Source organism: Frigoribacterium sp. VKM Ac-2530, assembly GCF_015350835.1.
Classification (GTDB): Bacteria; Actinomycetota; Actinomycetes; order Actinomycetales; family Microbacteriaceae; genus Frigoribacterium.
Window position 1 is genome coordinate 1080290 of record NZ_JADKSE010000001.1, and the last position, 18048, is coordinate 1098337.

Annotated in this window: 28 protein-coding genes and 1 tRNA gene; 18 read left to right on the forward strand and 11 right to left on the reverse strand. The window is 69.8% G+C overall.

Features of this window, described 5'->3' with window-relative positions; all coding sequences use genetic code 11:
• Positions 1-46 precede the first annotated feature (46 nt).
• A complete protein-coding gene (locus ITJ48_RS04905; RefSeq protein WP_194612623.1) occupies positions 47-1096 on the forward strand; it encodes an enoyl-CoA hydratase/isomerase family protein in 1050 nt (349 codons plus the stop codon).
• 17 nt (positions 1097-1113) lie between these two features.
• On the opposite strand, the gene ITJ48_RS04910 is transcribed toward ITJ48_RS04905, so the two are convergent.
• The 6 genes from ITJ48_RS04910 to ITJ48_RS04935 form a co-directional block, all read right to left on the reverse strand.
• Positions 1114-2190, reverse strand: coding sequence for a Gfo/Idh/MocA family oxidoreductase (locus ITJ48_RS04910; RefSeq protein ID WP_194612624.1), 1077 nt, complete (start codon positions 2188-2190; stop codon positions 1114-1116).
• Positions 2187-3662: an NAD-dependent succinate-semialdehyde dehydrogenase gene (locus ITJ48_RS04915; RefSeq protein ID WP_194612625.1), complete on the reverse strand. Its 1476-nt coding sequence runs from the start codon at positions 3660-3662 to the stop codon at positions 2187-2189. The genes ITJ48_RS04910 and ITJ48_RS04915 overlap by 4 nt, the downstream gene beginning before the upstream one ends.
• Entirely contained in the window at positions 3659-4231 is a 573-nt protein-coding gene (locus ITJ48_RS04920) for an isochorismatase family protein (RefSeq protein WP_194612626.1), read from the reverse strand. The genes ITJ48_RS04915 and ITJ48_RS04920 overlap by 4 nt, the downstream gene beginning before the upstream one ends.
• A gap of 122 nt (positions 4232-4353) precedes the next feature.
• A complete protein-coding gene (dacB, locus tag ITJ48_RS04925) occupies positions 4354-5943 on the reverse strand; it encodes a D-alanyl-D-alanine carboxypeptidase/D-alanyl-D-alanine-endopeptidase (protein WP_194612627.1) in 1590 nt (529 codons plus the stop codon).
• A 92-nt stretch (positions 5944-6035) separates the two neighbouring features.
• Complete coding sequence (locus ITJ48_RS04930; RefSeq protein WP_194612628.1) at positions 6036-7016, reverse strand: Gfo/Idh/MocA family protein; 981 nt, start codon at positions 7014-7016, stop codon at positions 6036-6038.
• Between the two features lie 110 nt (positions 7017-7126).
• Positions 7127-7191, reverse strand: a tRNA-Thr gene (locus tag ITJ48_RS04935).
• A 116-nt stretch (positions 7192-7307) separates the two neighbouring features.
• Here ITJ48_RS04935 and ITJ48_RS04940 point away from each other — a divergent pair.
• The 7 genes from ITJ48_RS04940 (at position 7308) to ITJ48_RS04970 (ending at position 10494) form a co-directional block, all read left to right on the forward strand.
• Positions 7308-7511: a hypothetical protein gene (locus ITJ48_RS04940; RefSeq protein ID WP_194612629.1), complete on the forward strand. Its 204-nt coding sequence runs from the start codon at positions 7308-7310 to the stop codon at positions 7509-7511.
• A 76-nt stretch (positions 7512-7587) separates the two neighbouring features.
• Positions 7588-7902: a hypothetical protein gene (locus ITJ48_RS04945; RefSeq protein ID WP_194612630.1), complete on the forward strand. Its 315-nt coding sequence runs from the start codon at positions 7588-7590 to the stop codon at positions 7900-7902.
• Entirely contained in the window at positions 7902-8321 is a 420-nt protein-coding gene (locus ITJ48_RS04950) for a hypothetical protein (RefSeq protein WP_194612631.1), read from the forward strand. Before ITJ48_RS04945 ends, ITJ48_RS04950 begins: the two co-directional genes overlap by 1 nt.
• Positions 8321-8512 carry a hypothetical protein gene (locus ITJ48_RS04955; protein WP_194612632.1) on the forward strand — a complete coding sequence of 64 codons (192 nt, stop codon included), beginning with the start codon at positions 8321-8323 and terminating at the stop codon, positions 8510-8512. Before ITJ48_RS04950 ends, ITJ48_RS04955 begins: the two co-directional genes overlap by 1 nt.
• Positions 8509-8925, forward strand: coding sequence for a hypothetical protein (locus ITJ48_RS04960; protein ID WP_194612633.1), 417 nt, complete (start codon positions 8509-8511; stop codon positions 8923-8925). The genes ITJ48_RS04955 and ITJ48_RS04960 overlap by 4 nt, the downstream gene beginning before the upstream one ends.
• Positions 8922-9245, forward strand: coding sequence for a hypothetical protein (locus ITJ48_RS04965; protein WP_194612634.1), 324 nt, complete (start codon positions 8922-8924; stop codon positions 9243-9245). The genes ITJ48_RS04960 and ITJ48_RS04965 overlap by 4 nt, the downstream gene beginning before the upstream one ends.
• Positions 9235-10494, forward strand: coding sequence for a site-specific integrase (locus ITJ48_RS04970; protein WP_194612635.1), 1260 nt, complete (start codon positions 9235-9237; stop codon positions 10492-10494). Before ITJ48_RS04965 ends, ITJ48_RS04970 begins: the two co-directional genes overlap by 11 nt.
• A gap of 18 nt (positions 10495-10512) precedes the next feature.
• Here ITJ48_RS04970 and ITJ48_RS04975 read toward each other — a convergent pair whose 3' ends face one another.
• From ITJ48_RS04975 to ITJ48_RS04995, 5 genes are all read right to left on the reverse strand, one after another.
• Entirely contained in the window at positions 10513-10935 is a 423-nt protein-coding gene (locus ITJ48_RS04975; RefSeq protein WP_194612636.1) for a hypothetical protein, read from the reverse strand.
• Entirely contained in the window at positions 10932-11324 is a 393-nt protein-coding gene (locus ITJ48_RS04980; protein ID WP_194612637.1) for a helix-turn-helix transcriptional regulator, read from the reverse strand. The genes ITJ48_RS04975 and ITJ48_RS04980 overlap by 4 nt, the downstream gene beginning before the upstream one ends.
• A complete protein-coding gene (locus ITJ48_RS04985; RefSeq protein WP_194612638.1) occupies positions 11321-11845 on the reverse strand; it encodes a hypothetical protein in 525 nt (174 codons plus the stop codon). The genes ITJ48_RS04980 and ITJ48_RS04985 overlap by 4 nt, the downstream gene beginning before the upstream one ends.
• Before the next feature lie 372 nt (positions 11846-12217).
• Entirely contained in the window at positions 12218-12580 is a 363-nt protein-coding gene (locus ITJ48_RS04990; RefSeq protein WP_370544781.1) for an ImmA/IrrE family metallo-endopeptidase, read from the reverse strand.
• A gap of 18 nt (positions 12581-12598) precedes the next feature.
• Positions 12599-13015, reverse strand: a complete 417-nt coding sequence (locus ITJ48_RS04995) for a helix-turn-helix transcriptional regulator (protein WP_194612639.1) — start codon at positions 13013-13015, stop codon at positions 12599-12601.
• 92 nt (positions 13016-13107) lie between these two features.
• Between ITJ48_RS04995 and ITJ48_RS05000 the strand changes: the two genes are divergently transcribed.
• The 10 genes from ITJ48_RS05000 to ITJ48_RS05045 all read left to right on the forward strand — a co-directional run bounded on the left by ITJ48_RS05000 (position 13108) and on the right by ITJ48_RS05045 (position 18037).
• Positions 13108-13329 (forward strand): hypothetical protein, encoded by a 222-nt coding sequence (locus ITJ48_RS05000; RefSeq protein WP_194612640.1) that lies wholly within the window; start codon positions 13108-13110, stop codon positions 13327-13329.
• A complete protein-coding gene (locus ITJ48_RS05005) occupies positions 13326-13535 on the forward strand; it encodes a helix-turn-helix domain-containing protein (RefSeq protein WP_194612641.1) in 210 nt (69 codons plus the stop codon). The genes ITJ48_RS05000 and ITJ48_RS05005 overlap by 4 nt, the downstream gene beginning before the upstream one ends.
• 393 nt (positions 13536-13928) lie before the next feature.
• Positions 13929-14186 (forward strand): hypothetical protein, encoded by a 258-nt coding sequence (locus tag ITJ48_RS05010; RefSeq protein ID WP_194612642.1) that lies wholly within the window; start codon positions 13929-13931, stop codon positions 14184-14186.
• A 135-nt stretch (positions 14187-14321) separates the two neighbouring features.
• Complete coding sequence (locus ITJ48_RS05015; protein ID WP_194612643.1) at positions 14322-14576, forward strand: hypothetical protein; 255 nt, start codon at positions 14322-14324, stop codon at positions 14574-14576.
• A 2-nt stretch (positions 14577-14578) separates the two neighbouring features.
• Entirely contained in the window at positions 14579-14947 is a 369-nt protein-coding gene (locus ITJ48_RS05020) for a hypothetical protein (RefSeq protein ID WP_194612644.1), read from the forward strand.
• Positions 14944-15402, forward strand: a complete 459-nt coding sequence (locus ITJ48_RS05025) for a hypothetical protein (protein WP_194612645.1) — start codon at positions 14944-14946, stop codon at positions 15400-15402. Before ITJ48_RS05020 ends, ITJ48_RS05025 begins: the two co-directional genes overlap by 4 nt.
• Positions 15402-15641, forward strand: a complete 240-nt coding sequence (locus tag ITJ48_RS05030) for a hypothetical protein (RefSeq protein WP_194612646.1) — start codon at positions 15402-15404, stop codon at positions 15639-15641. The genes ITJ48_RS05025 and ITJ48_RS05030 overlap by 1 nt, the downstream gene beginning before the upstream one ends.
• Positions 15631-15885 (forward strand): hypothetical protein, encoded by a 255-nt coding sequence (locus tag ITJ48_RS05035; RefSeq protein ID WP_194612647.1) that lies wholly within the window; start codon positions 15631-15633, stop codon positions 15883-15885. Before ITJ48_RS05030 ends, ITJ48_RS05035 begins: the two co-directional genes overlap by 11 nt.
• Entirely contained in the window at positions 15882-16307 is a 426-nt protein-coding gene (locus ITJ48_RS05040; RefSeq protein ID WP_194612648.1) for a helix-turn-helix domain-containing protein, read from the forward strand. The genes ITJ48_RS05035 and ITJ48_RS05040 overlap by 4 nt, the downstream gene beginning before the upstream one ends.
• Positions 16304-18037: a DNA cytosine methyltransferase gene (locus tag ITJ48_RS05045; protein ID WP_194612649.1), complete on the forward strand. Its 1734-nt coding sequence runs from the start codon at positions 16304-16306 to the stop codon at positions 18035-18037. Before ITJ48_RS05040 ends, ITJ48_RS05045 begins: the two co-directional genes overlap by 4 nt.
• The last annotated feature ends 11 nt before the right edge of the window (positions 18038-18048 follow it).

Below are 18048 nucleotides of genomic sequence, written 5' to 3' on the forward strand. Positions count from 1 at the left end.
CGGCACCGCTGGCCCGCCAGGAGGCCGGGTCGCCTAGCCTGGCCCGATGAGCGCCGACGCCCGCGAGCCCGAGGTCATGTTCCACGTCGACCGGGGCGTGGGGGTCGTCACGCTGAACCGGCCCGGCAAGATCAACGCGGTGACCGAGGGCATGCTCGGCCTGGTCGAGCGCGCCCTCGACGCCTGGCAGGACGACGACGCGGTCGAGGCCCTGCTGCTTCGCGGAGCCGGCCCCCGGGGCTTCTGCGCCGGCGGCGACATCACCGCGATCCACCGCGACGCGACGGCGGACCCTGCCCGCAGCGTGGCGATGTGGCGCCGGGAGTACCGGGGCGCGCTGCGGCTGGCCCGGTGGGACCGTCCGGTCGTCTCGTACCTCGACGGCATCGCCATGGGCGCCGGCGTCGGGCTCGGCGGCCACGTGTCCCTGCGGGTCGTGACGCCGCGCAGCCGCGTCGGCATGCCGGAGACGCTGATCGGCCTGACGCCCGACGCGGGCGGCAGCTACCTGCTCTCGAGGGCGCCCGGCGAGCTGGGCACCCACCTGGCGCTGACCGGGGTCGCGATGACCGCCTCGGACGCGCTGCTCACGGGCTTCGCCGACGTCCTCGTCGCCGACGAGGGCGAGGCCGGCGGCGACCTCGTGCTGGACGCGCTCGCGACGGGCGGCCCCGACGCGGTCCGGGCCCTCGCGATCGAGCCTCCCCCGGCGCCGCTCGCCGCCGAGCGCAGCTGGATCGACGACGCCTACCAGGGCGACGACGCCCGACGTGTGCTCGCCCGGCTCCGGGAGCTGGAGCGGGACGGGGTCGCCGCGGCCGGCCGGGCGGCCGACGACCTCGAGGCCGCCTCCCCCACCTCTGTCGTGCTCACCCTGGCCGCCCAGCGCCGGGCACGCGGCCTGCCCGACCTCGAGGCCGTGCTCGGCCAGGAGCTGGGGCTCGTCACCGCCCTGGCCGACTCCCCCGACCTCGTCGAGGGGATCCGCGCCCGGGTGGTCGACAAGGACAGGTCGCCGCGCTGGTCGCCCGCCCGCTTGGCCGACGTCGACGCCGCCGCGGTGCTCGCCCGCGTCGACTGGGAAACGCGCCTCTGATCCGCCACGGGCCGGTGTCAGGCCGCGCCGGCCGACTCCCGTGCCGCCTCGATGACCTCGAGCGCCGCGAGCGCGTCGCGCGGGTCGACCGGCAGCGGCCCGGCCTCGCGGAGGGCGCGGGCGAGCTGCTCGTAGAACAGCGGGTACCGGCCCCGGTCGGTCGGCTCGGGCCGGGCCTCCGCTCCGATCCCGAGGAGGCCGTGTCGCTCGTCGGGGACGCGACCGTACCCGGGGTCACGGGGCGACGTGCCCGACGCGAGCTGCGCCTCCTGCGGGTCGAGCCCGTCGACGACGTAGGCACCGGCCGTGCCGAGCACGCGGAGGCGCGCGCCAGGCTGCGCCGCGACGTGGCTCATCCAGAGCCGCGACCGGACACCGCCCTGGTGCCGGAGGGACACGAACACGTCGTCGTCGGCGGCTCCCGACGGGCGTCGCCGCGCGATCTCCGCGTGCACGTCGACGACCGGGCCGAACAGGTGCAGGGCCTGGTCGACGAGGTGCGGACCGAGGTCGAACAGGATCCCGCCTCCTTCGGCAGCCGTCGCCTCCGACTTCCAGCCCGCACGGTTCGCGGTCTTCCACGGCTCGAAGCGCGACTCGAAGGTGTGGACGTCGCCGAGCGCGCCGTCCCGCACCAGGCGCGAGGCCGTGAGGTAGTCGCCGTCCCAGCGACGGTTCTGGTACACCGTCAGCGACCGACCGAGCGACTCGGCGAGCTCGATCAGCTGACGAGCCGAGGAGGCGGTGGTCGCGACGGGCTTGTCGACGACGACCGCGGACCCGGCCCGCAGGGCGTCCGCGGCCACGTCGGCGTGCGTCGCGTTCGGCGTCGCGACGATCACCAGGTCGAGGCCGAGCGCGTCGAGGTCGCCCGCGCGCGGGACGATCTCGACCCCGGGGTGCGACGTCCGGGCCTGGTCGGCGCGGTCCGCGTCGCGCGTGACCACGGCGACGAGGTCGTACGAGTCGTCGGCGGCCACGAGCGGCGCGTGGAACACCCGGCCGGCGAGGCCGTAGCCGACGATGCCGACCCGGAGGCGGGGCCGCTGCGGCTCCGGGGCTCGCTCGGACTGCTGCGGGGCCGGGGCGCTCATGCGGCGAACGGGTCGGGGGTCATCAGGTACACGGTCTCGAGGTACTCCTGGATGCCCTCGAGGCCGCCTTCGCGGCCGAGGCCGGACGCCTTGACGCCGCCGAACGGGGCGGAGGCGTTCGACACCACGCCGACGTTGAGCCCGAGCATGCCGGTCTCGAGGGTCTCGGCCAGTCGCTGGCCGCGGGCGAGGTCACGGGTGAACGCGTAGGCCACGAGACCGAACTCGGTGTCGTTCGCCAGCCGCACCGCCTCCTCCTCGTCGGCGAAGGTCGAGACGGCCAGCACGGGGCCGAAGATCTCCGTCGTGAGCAGCTCGCTGCCCGGCCGCACCCCGTCGAGGACGGTCGCCTCGTAGAACGTGCCCGTGCCGTCGACGCGCGCGCCGCCCGTCCGCACGACGGCGCCGCGGGCGACGGCGTCCCCGACGAGGCGCTCGGCCTTCTCGACCGCGCGGTCGTCGATCAGGGGGCCGACGTCGACGCCGTCGTCGGTGCCGCGGCCGAGCGTCATCGCCGCGACGCGCTCGGTCACCCGGCGGACGAACTCGTCCGCGACCGCCTCGTGCACGAGGAACCGGTTGGCCGCGGTGCAGGCCTGCCCGACGTTGCGGAACTTGGCCAGCAGGGCGCCCTCGACGGCCGCGTCGAGATCCGCGTCGTCGAAGACGAGGAACGGCGCGTTGCCGCCGAGCTCCATCGAGGTGCGCAGGACGCGCTCGGACGCCTGGGCGAGCAGGGTCGAGCCGACCGGCGTCGACCCCGTGAAGCTGAGCTTGCGGAGGCGCGGGTCGCGGATGAGGGGCTCGCAGACGTCGCCGGCCGAGGTCGTCGTCACCACGTTCACCACGCCGTGCGGCACCCCGGCCTCGGCGAGGATCCCGACGAGGGCGAGCGTCGTGAGCGGTGTGAGGTCGGCGGGCTTCACGACCACGGTGCAGCCGGCCGCGAGGGCAGGGGCGATCTTGCGCGTCGCCATCGCGAGGGGGAAGTTCCAGGGCGTGATCAGCAGGCACGGGCCGACGGGGCGCTTCAGCACCACGGTCCGGCCGGTCCCCTCCGGGTTCGTGCCGTAGCGGCCCGAGACGCGCACCGCCTCCTCGCTGGCCCACCGGACGAACTCCGAGCCGTAGGCGACCTCGCCGCGCGACTCGGCGAGCGGCTTGCCCATCTCGAGCGTCATGAGCAGCGCGAGGTCGTCGGCGCGCTCGCGCAGCAGGTCGAAGGCCCGCCGCAGGATGTCGGAGCGGGTGCGGGGCGGCGTCGCCGCCCAGGCCGCCTGGGCGGCGACGGCGGCGTCGAGGGCGCGGAGCCCGTCGGAGGCGTCGCCGTCCGCGACCGTCGCGATCACGTCGCCCGTCGACGGGTCGCGCACGTCGAAGGTGCGGCCCGAGGTCGCCGGAGCCCACGCCCCGTCGACGTGGAGGCCGGTGGGCACGGCGGCGAGGACGCGAGCCTCGTCGGCGGCGCTCACGAGCGCGCCGTCTCGACGCCGGCGGCGCGCAGCTCGTCGAGGGCGGCCGCGCTCGGCCCCTCGGCGACGCCGGCGACGAGGTCGGTGAGGACCCTCACGCGGAGCCCGGCCCGCGCCGCGTCGAGCGCGGACGCGCGGACGCAGTGGTCGGTGGCCAGGCCCACGACGTCGACCTCGGTGACGCCGTGCCGGGCGACCAGGTCGGCCAAGGACTCGCCCTGCTCGGTGGCGGCCTCGAAGATCGAGTAGGCCGGGCTGCCCGTCCCCTTCCGCACGTGCTCGTCGACGAGCGAGACGTCGAGGTCGGGGTGGTACTCGGCGCCCGCCGTGCCCCGGACGCAGTGCGGCGGCCACGTGTCGACGAAGTCCGGGTCGGCCGAGAAGTGGCCGCCGTTGTCGCCCTGGTCGTCGTGCCAGTCGCGGCTGGCGACGACGACGTCCCAGCGCGCCCGGTCGCCACGGAGGTGCTCCGTCACCCGGGCGGCGACGCCTGCGCCCCCGGTGACGGCGAGGGCGCCTCCCTCGGTGAAGTCGTTCTGGACGTCGATGACGAAGAGCGCGGTGGTCATGCTCCCATCCTCCCTCTGTGGCCTGGTGCTGTGCTGGTGCTGGTGCTGGTGCTGGTGCTGGTGCTGGTGCTGTGCCGGTGCGGTACCGGCGCGGTGCCGGTGCCGGTGCCGGGCTGTCCCGGTCAGCTGTTCGCGAGCGAGTTCCCGCAGCGCCACACCGACGCCGTGAGGGTGTCGAGCGCGCTGCGGGCGTTGTCCCTCACCGGGCCGATGGCGTAGAAGGCGAAGGTCAGGGGCGTGCCGTCGGCCGAGTCGATCGAGCCGGCGAGCGTGTACGCGGTGTCGATCCAGCCGGTCTTGGCGTGGACGGCACCGCGCGCGGCGGCGTTCGAGCCGGTGAAGCGCGACGCGAGCGTCCCTGTCTGGCCGGAGATCGGCAGGGCGTCGTAGACGGCCCCGAGGCCGTGGGCGCGGTCACGCACCTGGATCATCAGGCGAGCCACGAAGGTCGACGGCACCGCGTTGTTCTCACTGAGCCCGGAGCCGTCCACGATCGTCACGGCGGAGGCGTCCAGCCCGTAGGTGCCGCTCAGCGCCGACCGGTACAGGGCCGTCAAGGAGGCGGCGGACCCGTCCGCACCGGACTCCCGTGACGAGGCCCGCGCGAGCATCTCGGCCAGCGTGTTGTCCGAGTTCGGCAGCATCTGGCCGATCAGCGTCGAGACGGGCTGCGACTGCACGGAGCCGAGCACCGTCGCGCTGCTCGCCGTGCCCTGCGAGATCGACGCCGACGCCGCCCCCGAGACGCCCGCCGCGACGAGCGCCGAGCGGAACGCCTCGCCTGCCCGACCGACCGGGTCGGTGCTGCGCGGGCTCGTGACGGCGGCCGGGTCGGCCCGGTCGCCGTCGACCATCAACGCGGTGACCTCGCTGTGGTACCCGATGGTCTGCTCGGTGCGCTTCCACGACGGGTCCCACTTGTCGGCCTGGCTCCACCAGGTGGCGTCGAGCGTGATCTGCGAGACCGGCTGGCCGCCCAGCGAGGCGGCGACCTGCCCTGCCAGGTCGCTGAGCGTCGGGGCGCCGGAGTACACGCTGCGGCCCGTCGCGCTGAGGGTGGCGTCGCCTCCGCCCACGAGGGCGACGGCCCCGCTGCCGGGGTCGCCCGTGACCCGGGTCGTGAGGCGGTGGTCACCGCCCAGGACCGCCAGTGCGACGGCGCTCGTCAGGGTCTTGAGCACGCTGCCGGTCCGGGCCGGGGTCGACCCGTTCCGGTCGAACAGGACCTCGCCCGTCGCGGCGTTGACGACCGAGCCCTCGAACTGGGCGAGGCGAGGATCGGACGCGGCGGCGGCGACCGAGCAGGTGCGCAGCTTGGTCGCGGGCGGGACGACCGCGGGCGCGACGCGCTGGGGATCGGCTGCCTCCGTCGGGTCGGGCGTCACGGTCACGACGTCGGTCGGTCCAGCACTGCCGTCGCCGTCCGCTCCGGACAGGGCACTCGACGCAGCGGGAGCGTCGGGAGCGGTCGCGGCGCCGGCGGCGACCGCACCGCCGCCGAGCAGGGCGAACGCGAGGACGCCGGCGGTGACGAGTGCGGTGCGGGGGTGCTCCCGCAGGAGGCGCGCGGCCGACGCGCGCACGTCCCGCGGCCCGCCTCCCCCGGCGGACACGGCCGTGTCCTCGGCCCGCGTCTCGGCCGCCTCCGCGTGCAGCTCGCGGGCGTCGTCGTCGGAGGGGCGGTCGTCGGGGGTCGCGTCCTGCTCGCTCATCGAGGACATCCTACGAAACGTGTGCCTCCTCCGGGGGCCGCGTCCGCGCCTCCTCGGCTCCGGATCTCGACGGGCCAGCTCGGCGGGCCGGCTCAGCGCTCGGGGTACTGCACGCCGACCTGGCGGCGGACCTCGTCCATGGTGGCCATCACGGCCACGATCCCGTCGGAGGTGAGCGCCGGGCTCTCGAGGTCACCGGCCTCGACCAGACGGGCCAGCTCGAGCGCCTGGTGGTGCATCCCGCGGAGGTCGCCCTCGTCCGAGTCGAACCGCTCGACGACCTCGCCGTCCGCGTCGAGGACGGTGAACCCGCCGGGCGCGTAGAAGGTGTGGTCGATCTCGACGCGGCCTGCGCTGCCGTGCACGACGGCGTCGTTGCGGCCGGCCGTGTCGAGGGCGCAGAACAGGGTCGACGTCGCGCCGTTCGCGTGGCGCAGGGTGATGCCCGTGCGCACGTCGACGCCCTGGTCGCTGAGCACGGCCGTCGCCGCGACGGCGTCGACCGGCCCGAGCAGGTCGTGGGCGAACGAGACCGGGTAGACGCCGAGGTCGAGCAGGGCGCCGCCGCCGAGGGCCGGGTCGTTGAGACGGTGGTGCGGATCGGTCGGCAACGACTGCATGTGGGCGGCCGTGAGGAGGCGCGGCTCGCCGATCACGCCGCTGCGGACGACCTCACGGAGGCGCGCCTGCTGCGGCAGGTACCGGGTCCACATGGCCTCGAGGGCCACGACGCCGGCCTCACGAGCAGCGGCCAGCACGCGCCCCGCCTCGTCGGCGCTGACGGTGAAGGGCTTCTCGACGAGGACGTGCTTGCCTGAGCGGATCGCGAGGAGGGCGTTCCGTTCGTGGAACACGTGCGGCGTCGCGACGTACACCGCGTCGACCTCCGGATCGGCCACGAGGTCGTCGTAGCTGCCGTGCGCGGTCGTGATGCCGTGGTCGTCGGCGAAGCGCCTCGCCTTGTCGGCGTCACGCGACCCGACGGCCGCGACGGCGATGCCCGCGGCGGTCAGGTCGTTCACGAAGGTGTCGGCGATGCCGCCGGCGCCGAGGATGCCCCATCGGATGCTCATGCGACCTGTCTACCAGGCAGGCTGGTCGGCGGGGCTGCGGAGGAGGGGGCTCCGGGGACGCCGAGGACGGCAGAAGGCCCGATCCTGACGGACCGGGCCTTGGTGGGAGCCGCTTTGGGGAATCGAACCCCAGACCTTCTCATTACGAGTGATGCGCTTTAGGTCCATTTGGGCTTGACTAGGGCTCATGCAGACCAATACTGTAGCCATACGGCCCACAGGGCCAATACGCCCTAGGGCGAATGGCAACACGAAAGGCCCACACATGGCGACACCAACCAGGAGAAGAAGATGACCACCTCGGCCCCCACCCTCGTTCTCCACTCCAAGAGCGACAGCGGGATCAGCTATGAGTCGACGACCCACGGCTGGTCATCACCCGAGGAAGCCGTCAAGCACTGGAAGACGCTGCCGAGCTTCAACGCCTACAAGAACGGCCGGCGCACGACCAATGGCGACGGCGTCGAGACCCGGACCTGGTTCACCGCCTCCTGAACCAAGAGACGGCCGCTCCCATGCAGGGGAACGACCGTCAGCCCCATCACTGAACAGACCAGCGAAAGGAACCACAATGCTACGCCCCGCCAGAAGACACGCAGGAGACAACGGAGTCTCCGCCAACGGCAACGCCATCACCCTCGACCCGCTCGAGCAGCTCTTCCATGAGTCCGAGATGCCGTGCCGCATGGTGCGCCTCGACACGCAGACGAAGAAGCACGCGACCTGCGGCCAGCCCATCGCCTGGACCGCCCCGCTCCCTTGCGGGCACGACTTCCTCTGCTGCGACGCGCACCTCCGTGCCGCACGCCAGCAGAACGCACTGCTCCTCTGCGGCAAGTGCGACACCAACAGGCCCGCTTTGACCGCCCCATGGAGGCAGATCTGATGTCCAAGCCAGACAGCACCAAGCCGCACACCTTCCGCGAGGGTGACCTCGTCCGAGAGAAGGGCGGCTCCACCATCTACGAGCTTGACGACGTCAATCCAGCCCCAGCCGACGTTCGTGAGAAGGAAGGCGAGTACTGGGCCTCCGGCATGTCCAACTGGAACAGCCAGGACTGGGAGTCCCCCGACGACGTCGTGCTCGTTCTCTCCGCCGCCGACGCAGCCAAGCGAACCGTGCCCACCGCCACGCAGATCGCCAGTCAGGTCGCATCCGGACTTCACGGAGGGTTCTCAGAGCACGTCAACGTCACCGAGACCGAGGCCGGCACCCACGGCACCTTCACCGCCTACGGCACAACCGACCTCGGCCTCACAGTCGGCTTCACGGTCACCGTCAGCAACATCGAAAGGGCCGACTAATGAGCAAATCCGCAGCACCCTCTAGGGTCAGCACCGAGACCATCGAAGCTGGCCTCGACCTCGTCCACCGCATCCTCGACTTCACCAAGCGCCCCGAAGTCCGCCACGCAGCCGCGAGCGCGATCACGGCGCTCGCAGCAACTCGACGGCCTCGGCAGGCTCCGGCCCTCGAGGACGGTGCCGACCAGTGACCACGCAGACGTTTACCGACACCCTCGTCGTCGAGGTCTGCTGCTCCTGCAGCGTCACCTTCGGGATCACCCGTGCCCTCTATGACGCGCGCCGGAACGACCACCGGAACTTCTACTGCCCCGCTGGCCACGCTCAGCACTACACGGGCAAGTCGGAGATCGAACTCGAGCGCCAGCGGCGCATCCGCGCGGAGGCTGGCCGGGCGCAGGCCGAGGACGCCTACGAGATGGAGCGCCGCAGCAAGATTGCACTCAAGGGCCACCTCACCCGCGCCCGGAACAAGATCGCCGCCGGCGTCTGCCCCGCACCCGACTGCGGGCAGCACTTTTCGAACGTCCGCGAGCACATGCGCCACCGCCACCCCGACTGGCACCTCACCGACCCCGACACCGGAGAGGCGGCCGCGCTGTGACCGCCCCCGAGGTGCCGCACGCCGACCGGTCGGACTACATCACGGTCAACGGACACCGCATGTCGATTCCCACGACCGAAGACGTTCGCTCTCAAGTCGAGGACACCGAAGACTTCCACCCGGAGCACGAGGGCTTGTATGGCCCCATGTTCGACGCATGGCTGGCGCAGCACGACGCCGAGGTGAAAGCGCAGGCCCACGAGTACGCCGCCGACTCGGGGCTGATGCCGTCCACCCGCGGTTCGATCCGTTCGTGGCTGCACTGCCTCGCCGATGATGCCCGCGCCCCCGTGATGCGCGAGGAGTCCCGTGGCGACTAAGACGCGCGGCAAGGGCGAGGGTGCGCTCTTCAAGGACGCCCGTGGACTGTGGAATGCCGTCATCGAACTCCCGCCCCGGGACGGGAAGCGCCGTCGCAAGACCATCCGCGGGAAGGTCAAGGCCGAGGTCATCACCCGACTCCACCAGATGCAGCGCGAGCTCGAAGACCGCGGCGACCTCCCCACCGCCGACCGCACCGTCGCCCAGTGGTTCGGCTACTGGTACACCCAGATCGTCGTCAACGAAGTCCGCCCCAAGACCGCCGCCGGCTACAAGAACATCATCTACCAGCAGGTCATCCCCCAGATCGGGAACACCAAGCTCAACAAGGTCACCCCCACCACCCTCCGCCGCGTCCTCGACGCAATGGCCCACAAGGGTGCCGCGCCCTCGTCCATGCTCAAGACCCACCGTGTGATGTCGGCCTCCTTCGAGGCAGCCATCCGCGAAGGTGCCCTCACCCGGAACCCCTGCAAGATGATGACCGCCCCACGCAGGGGCGTCACCAAGCTCGAGGTCCTCACCCGCGACGAAGCACGGCTCGTCATCGAACATGTCAGCCATGACCCCGACTACGGAGCGCGCTGGGCTGTCGCACTGCTCACCGGCGCTCGCCGAGGAGAGATCCTGGGGCTCGAGGTCGACCGAATCACCGACGTCATCGACCTGTCATGGCAGCTGCAGCGCGTGCCCTGGGAGCACGGCTGCGGTCCCGCCATCAAGACCGCCAAGCGGCGGTCATACCCGTGCGGGCAGGCGCAGCCGATCAAGTGCCACGAGCGCCGCTTCGAGTCCCCCGCCGACTATGAGTACCGGATGCTTACTGACGGCATCTACCTGACCCGTCCGAAGTCCCGGGCCGGGTCCCGCATCATCCCGCTCGTTGAACCGCTCAAGTCGATCATTAAGAGCCACCTCGGGCGGAACCCGCCCGGCCGGGATGGGCTCGTGTTCACCCACGGCGGCAACCCCGTCGACCCCGACAGGGACTCGCGAGACTGGCGAATGATTCTGGCGTCGACGGGCATCAAGAAGAACGTCCGTCTCCACGACCTTCGCCACACGGCCGTTGACTTGCTCTACGCCGCTGGCGTCCCCGAGGACGTCATAGTGCAGCTGGTCGGCCACTCGAACGTATCGATGACCCGCGCCTACGCTTCGCGAGACGTTGCCCGCCTGCGGGCCGCAATGACCCAGTTCAGTGGACACGTGACGGCCCGTGACGGAGATCAGCAGGTATCTGCCTAGCGCGGTGCCCGAAAAGGACTACGCGTCGTCTTCGTCTACCTCGGTGACGTTAGCGAGCTCGACGGTGAAATCCTCGATCTCGGGCGCAGCGAGGGGAAGGTCGAAGTGGAAGTCCATGGCCGCGGCCTGCGACTGCAGAGCCCTCCGACAGATGTCATAGAGGTGCTCGACCACGAATGCCTGCAACCAGGCATTGAGCTTTTCGTCGCTGAGATCGTGGAGGGCGGAGGTCACGAGGAACGAGGCGACGGATTGCGCCTGTCCGTAGCCTTCCTCGCCTGAGCGACGCAGGTACCCGATGACAATCAGGTTGTGGTCATCTCCGCGGTGACCCTGAGCCGCCCAGGTCACGCCGTCTTCGCGATGTTCCTCCGGCGTTGGCACACCTAAGACTTCAATACGGCTCAGCTGGAAGTTAATCTCCGGGTCGACGCGGTTCATCGCTTCGTCGCGACGCTCAAGTCGTCAGCCGTGTTCCAGTTCCAGCCCGGCATTTCCTGCCAAAGGCCAGCGTCGTGCATCTTCTGGAAGCGCTGCGGGTAGGTCGTGTACGCGCACTTGACGTTCCAGGTGATTTTCGCGTCCAAGGCGTTCGCCAGATACCGGAGCTCGGACAGGTGAAGATCGACGTCGCCTGAAATCCAGTCCGCTGCTTCCTGGGGCTCGACCTCGAGAAGCGCAGCGAGATCTTCCACGGCCATTTCGGACGCCAGGAAGGCCTGTCGAAGACGGGTGAGGAGAGCTTCCTGCGACTCGTAGTTCTCGGCAGCGAGAAGCAGTTCACTCTGCGAGAAGGGGTGGGGCGTCAGGCCAAAGGTAGGTTCGGTCACTTTTCACTCCGTTCGGGCTGCTTCATCAAGGTCCAGGTTTGGCTGCGACTTTCGGCCAAGTCTATGGAATCGTTCTGCTCACCACCTGGGTCACCACCGCTGGGCTTCGTGTCTAGCAGAAGGGGCAACAGGGTGTTCGCGCGCGCTTCGGGCTCGGCGTAGTAGAGACGCACAACCCGCTCCGCGTCACGCTGCATGCCTGGCCGCAACTCGATGATGTAGTCACATCGACGCATCTGCCGGGCCAGGTGCGTTGCTTCATACCCCACGGTCAGCTGCCCGTTCGCTGCCCTGCGCTTCAAGCTCTCGACTTTGGCCAGGGCATCGAGGTGCTGCGGTCGCGTCATTGCCGGATGGAGCCTGTTGCTTCGGAGGTCGTTCTCTTCCTCCACGTAGGACGAGATGTCTTCGTTCAACCACTCGTGAGGCGTGTCAGCCGAGATGCGACCAACGTTGCGGGAAGTCCGAACGCCTACTGGTGCTGCGAAGTCGAAGGCCGCAGCGCTTCCCCCGATCGACATAACGTGAGCATATGGCACTTCGCCTGGGCAGTCGCACCCCCACCCGGGGGCTCACCCATGAAGCCGCAGAAGCCACCTGTCTGACGCTGGTGCCCGGCTTAGTTGTCGAGGAGCGCGTCGACTGCGCGCTCGAGGGTCGCGAACGTTCCCAGGTCGATGTCCTCGATGGTCTTCGCCTGGTACTGGCTTGCCACGGCACCAGACCAGATAGCACCTAGCCGGCGACCTTCCACGGAAACCCACCACTTGCCGCCGTGGGCCTTGCTCGGTTCCACCAACGCGCGGCCCTGCCGAAATGAAGTCATGGTCACAGCTTGCTCGCGGCACCTCGTCGGCCGCCAGACGGACATGGCGAAGCTCCGACGCGTCGAGCTAAGCCGCCAAGCCGTTGACGTTCAGGAAGACGCGCGTGAGGCGGGTTGTGACGCCGAGTTCTCGGGCGAGGACATGACAGTCGGGAGTCCACTTCATTAGCTCGAGGCACTGACCCAGGTCGATGAGTCGCGACGCCGCGAGTCGGTCGGCCTGCGTCTCTTCCTTCGGCCCCGATGACTCGTGCCCGTACTCGGCGTGTGCCACCCCGTGCGCGAGAGCTGATCGGTCGTGGATGGCCCGCAGCCCGGAGCGAATGACGATGGTGCGGTGGTCGGGTAGCCACAGCTCGTGGGCGGTTCGGATTGGGCGATGCAGGACTGTGATCCCCAGCTGCTCCGCGTGTTCGTACGGGTCGTACACGTTCCCCCTTGACTGACGTCAGTCGAACTGCTCGTCGGTGTCCATCTCCGGGTCGTTGGTAGCAGCCCGCTTCTCTGTCTCGTCTATCTGCTCGGTGGTAAGCGGCTTCATCGGGCCCCGAGTGATCGATGTCACATTCGTACCCGACGCCTCTGACACGCCCTCACTATCCGCAGTGAGCGCGTCCATCCCGCCAGCGTTCTCAATTGCCCGGCGCACCAGCTCCTCGGGAGCAAGGTCAAGAGCACGCGCGAGCTGCGCGATCTGCGTCATGGTCATGTCGCGATCGTTGTTCAGCTGACGCTTAAGCGTGTCCGGGCTGATGCCGGCCTTCACGCCGAGCGCGCGCACCGACAGCTTGTGGTCGAGAGACACGCGCTCGCGGTGGATCTGGCTCGCGAGGGCACCATTCATGGCGGACTTCTTGTTGTTCACATCATGAACACTACGGCCCGTATGGGAACTAAATAGGTCCAATTGGCCCCATGGGCTTGCATTGGGTCCGTACGGACCCTACTGTGGTCCGTATGGACCTCAGAAGAACCGCCGCAACGGTCGCCGCCTCGGTGGCCAACGCGATGACCCACACCGGGGTGTCCATCGACACCCTCTCCCAAGGCACCGACATTCCGTCGCCCGTGCTGCGTGACCGACTGGACAACCAGTCGGACTTCACGTGGTCCGAGCTGTGGAGTGTCGGTGCCTTTTTTGGTATCCGCCCGGACGCCCTGATGGCAGGAACCGCATGACCGACACCGCCACCACGAAGTTCGATATGAGTCGGCTGTCGTACTCGGTGCAGGAGCTCGCGAAGATCACCGGTCTCGGTGAGCAGAGCATCCGCAACGCGATCAACGACAACCGCATGGCCGCCCGCTGGTTCGGCCGCAAAGCGCTCGTCAGCCCCGAAGAGGCCCTGCGCTGGTGGGAAAGCCTCCCACCCGAAAGACCGTAGCTACCCGCTACCCCCGATCTCGCTGAACAGGCCCGTTGCTGGGTCTCTTCGGCGCGCCCGAAACCGGGCCCCGCAACTTGAGAACTCCACAGAGGGCTGCACGCAGCGCCGAGTAACGCACACGGGACCCCAGTCTCAACCCGCATCGCGGGCAAGGCGGACCGGTAGGCGCTGTCGACCAGTCACCGAAACGATCCACGCGCACCCCGGCTCAGCACCACCGGAGCATCCGCCACTCAGGCGGAGGGCGCGACGTGACCCCGTGGAAGGCCGCGAGATACGCGGTGCACCACGACAGCCGGAGCGCAGGGCCGCCCTAAGAAGCGGCACACACCGAGGGTTCGAGTCCTCGGCCGGCACAGCTGCTCACGCAGCCCGACAAAGGAGAAGCACATGACCGATTCGACCCACCCCGCCGACGCCCGCCCGTCGCGTCCCTTCCACGAGATCGAGAGCACCCGGCGAATCCGCCTCGAGGCCCTCGTCCTCGCAGAGAGGACGCTCTCCGCCGGCCGCATCGGTGTGGAGAGAGAGACAGACGGGAGCGACGTCCTCAACGTCGCCGCCGACTACCTCACCTTCATCACCACCGGCAAGAAGCCCACCACTGCAGACGTCAGCGGCACCACCGCTGAGGCCAGCACGCCGTGACCGTATTCGGCTCCCGTAATACCCCCTGACACAACGCAATAGAGCGGCCCGCGTAGGCCGTCTAGTGGCCACGTACTCGACCCGAGCTTGTACGTGGCCACCCCTTCCACTCCCACAGCAACAGAACGGACCGCGATGAGCACGACCGCCCGCAAGAACCGCAAGCGCACCCGCCGCACCCTCCTCGAGGCCGGCATGACCGGCGTCGCCGAGCAGTACCGCTTCCAGCACCCCGCCAAGAGCGTCACCCCGCGCGCGAAGAGAGCGGGCATGGACGACCAGGCTTACGCCAACTGGCGACACCGTTGGAACCTCGCCCGGCCCGAGGCCAAGACCCCGCTCATGGAGCGCATCGGTCGCGCGGCCGCCCGCGCCATCGGACGCGGCTAGGAATGGGCGCAAGAACGCTCGCCGACACCATCGTGCGCGAGTCCGACCCCGACACGAGCCACGAAGCAGCTGCAGTAACCGCTGGCACCCTTCGTGGTGTCCGCCTCGCTGTACTCGAGCTCTTCGACCACATCGGTGGACCTGGCCTCAGCGGATCCGAGGTCAACGCGCTCTACGAGTTCAACCGACCCACGTCCGGCTGGCCCAAGACCGCGCCCGACTCGCCCCGCAAGCGCGCCGGAGAGCTCGCCGCCCCCACACGCGGCCTCCTCGAGGTCGTCGGCAAGCAGACCGGAGAGAACGGGACCCCCGAGCGCATCTACGCGCTTTCCGCCAAGGGTCGCAAGTACCTCCAGGATCAGACCTCGTGACCGACCAAGGCGCGGACGCACCGTTCGAGCCGCACACCCTCGAACTCACCATCGACCACCGGCACGGCATCAGCCACAAGTTCCGGTGCATCGCCCCAGAGGGAGCCAACTGCAGGCTCGTCTGCCCAGACGGGTGCGAAGAGTTCAGCGTCGGCAGCCACCTCACCGAGACCCTCGGCGACGACCGCGACTGGCTGCAGCCCCTCCCCGAGCAAGAACGCGCCGCCCTCACCCGCCGGCACACCCTCATCGACGGCGGCGACTGCAACCCCCTGCTCTTCCTCGAGAACGACGAGGCCGAGCTGTGGGAGCTGTACGACGGCGAACCCACCGGAGCTCGCGCAGGACACGTCGCCCTCACCTGGAACGGCGACTACGTCTCCTGGCACTACCTCCCCCACCCCATCGACGACCCCATCCGGGCCGAGATCGAAGCACGCGACAAGGAAGCCTGATGCTGACCCCCAAGGAGCACTACAACACCGCCAACGCCCTCGTCCCCCAGATCGTCCAGCTCCGCACCTCCGGACGCCTCGCACAGGCCGACGACCTCATCGCCCTCGCCACCCTCCACGCGAACCTGGCGCTCGCCGGAACCCTGATCCATCAGGACGCGCTCGTCGGTGCGACTAGGACCGGCAAGCGGGCCATGAGAGCGGCGATCGCAGAAGAGGACGAGGCGGATGCCGCGTAGGCAGCTGCTTCGCACCACCGTCAGAGCGGCTACCAGGTTCTCGTTCCTGGTAGCCGCTCTCTACGTCTTCGGCCTGGCCTCGACCTGGCTCGTCGCCCACCCCCTGATTGTCATCGCGCTCGTCGGGACTGCTCTTCTCTTCGCCGTCCTCTACGTCGTCGGTGTGGTCAGCGACTACCTGGCCGATGCCACCAAGCCCCGCGTGACCGCGAGCACCCTGCCCGAGCAGGAAGGAACCCCATGAGCACCACCACCACCGCCCCTGCCCTGCCCGAAGCGGACCCCTACGGCGTCGTCATCGGCCGCATCCTCCCGCAGCTGCGGCACCCGCCCCTGCAGGCAAGATCGTTGGACACGCTCCGCACGATTCTGGTGACCGCGGACGCGATGATCAGCCGTAACGGGCCCGACCGGTTCACCACCGACGACCTCGCGGCTGCGGCCGGCGTCTCCATCGGCACCATCTACCGGTACTTCGACGACCGCGTCGACATCCTCGACGCCCTCTCCCCGCAACGCCACGACGCGATCGCCCGCCTCCACGACCTGCGCCTCTACCTCGAGCGCACACAGGCCGCCCTCGCCGTCACCCGCCTCGGCGAGCCCCCGACGCCCGAGGACATCGTCGACCACGCGCTCGACCTTCTCCGAGGAGCAGCAGCATGAGCGACATCACCCTCACCGACCTCTTCGCCGGCGCGGGCGGCTCGTCCACGGGTGCGCTGCAGGTCCCGGGCGTCAAGGTGAGCATCGCCGCGAACCACTGGCAGCTCGTCTGCGACATCCACGCCCTCAACCACCCGAACACCGACCACGCCGTCGTCGACCTCCACCAGGAGCGACCCTCGTTCTTCCCCCGCACCGACATGCTCTGGGCCTCCCCCGAGTGCACGAAGTGGTCACAGGCCAACGGGGCCAAGATGCCCGCCATCGAAGAAGGCCTCTTCGAGGACCCTCTGTCCGACGACGCGAAGAACCGGTCGCGCCTCCTGATGTTCGACGTGCTCCGCTTCATCGAGCACCACCGCTACCGACTCGTCATCGTCGAGAACGTGGTCGACATCGCCACCCAGGCCAAGTACCGCACCGCCTGGGACATCTGGCGATCCGAACTTCGGGCCCTCGGCTACCGCTTCCGAGTCGTCTCGCTCAACTCCATGCACGCCCAGGCGTACGGAGCGCCCGCCCCGCAGTCCCGAGACCGCATCTACGTCGTCGCGTGGCCCGAAGGCGCACAGGCACCCGACCTCGACCGCATCCTGCGGCCCACGGCCTGGTGCGACCGCTGCGGCACCACCGTCGAGTCCGTCCAGTCCTGGAAGAACGGCCGCACAGTCGGTCGCTACCGCCAGGCCTACCTCTACTGCTGCTCCCGCTGCTCCAAGATCGTCGAACCCGGATGGCTCCCCGCCGCCGCAGCCATCGACTGGTCACTCCCCGGCGAGCGCATCGGGGATCGCCTCAAGCCCAAGACCCGGGCCCGCATCGCTGCGGGGATCGCCCGGTACTGGGGCCCGGTGACGCTCGAGGCGGCAGGGAACACGTACGACGCGACGTCGCCGCAGCATCCGCAGCACGGGTCGGTGGACGGTTACTACCGGACCTGGCCCGTGAGCAACCCGCTGCGAGCGCTTCACACCACGAACTCGAAGGCGCTCGCGGTGCCCACCGAAGGTCGTGACGGCAAGGAGGCGTTGCCGGTGACGGGACCGATGCGGACGCAGACGACGCGGGCCGAGACCGCGCTGGCTCACGTGCCGTTCATCGCTGAGATGTACGGCACGTCGACAGCCCGTCCGGTCACGGAGCCTGCGGGCACCTTTACGGCGGGTGGGAACCACCACGGTCTCGTCACGACAGCTGGCGGCTCTTGGAACGACGAGACGCGGCCTACCGATCTGCCGCTCCGCACGCTCACAACGCGTGATGCCAACGCGCTCGTGCAGCCGTACTACGGGACGACCCGCGAGGCTCGCCCGGCCACGTCACCGCTCGGAACGCTGACGACGGTCGACCGCTACGCGCTCATCCACCGCATGAACACGGGCGGTGCCGAGATGACGACGCCCTCCTCGGAGGAGCTGCGGACGCTGACGACAGCTGGCCACCAGGCCGTGCTGCGGAGGCCGGACGCACCCCGCATCACCCCGGCCGACATGAAGGCTGCCGAGGAGATGGTCCCCGAGGTGCTGTTCCGCATGTTCCAGCCCCACGAGGTCGCCGCCGGCATGGCATTCCCGGCCGACTACAAGTGGCAGCCCGCCGACCGGGCCCGCCCCGTCTCGAACCGCGACCTCGTCAAAGCCGCAGGGAACGCCGTCACCCCGCCGGCCGCCCGAGACCTCATCGCCATCACCGTCGAGTCCCTCGGCAATGACGTGGCGCTCGCCGCATGACCAGGAAGGAG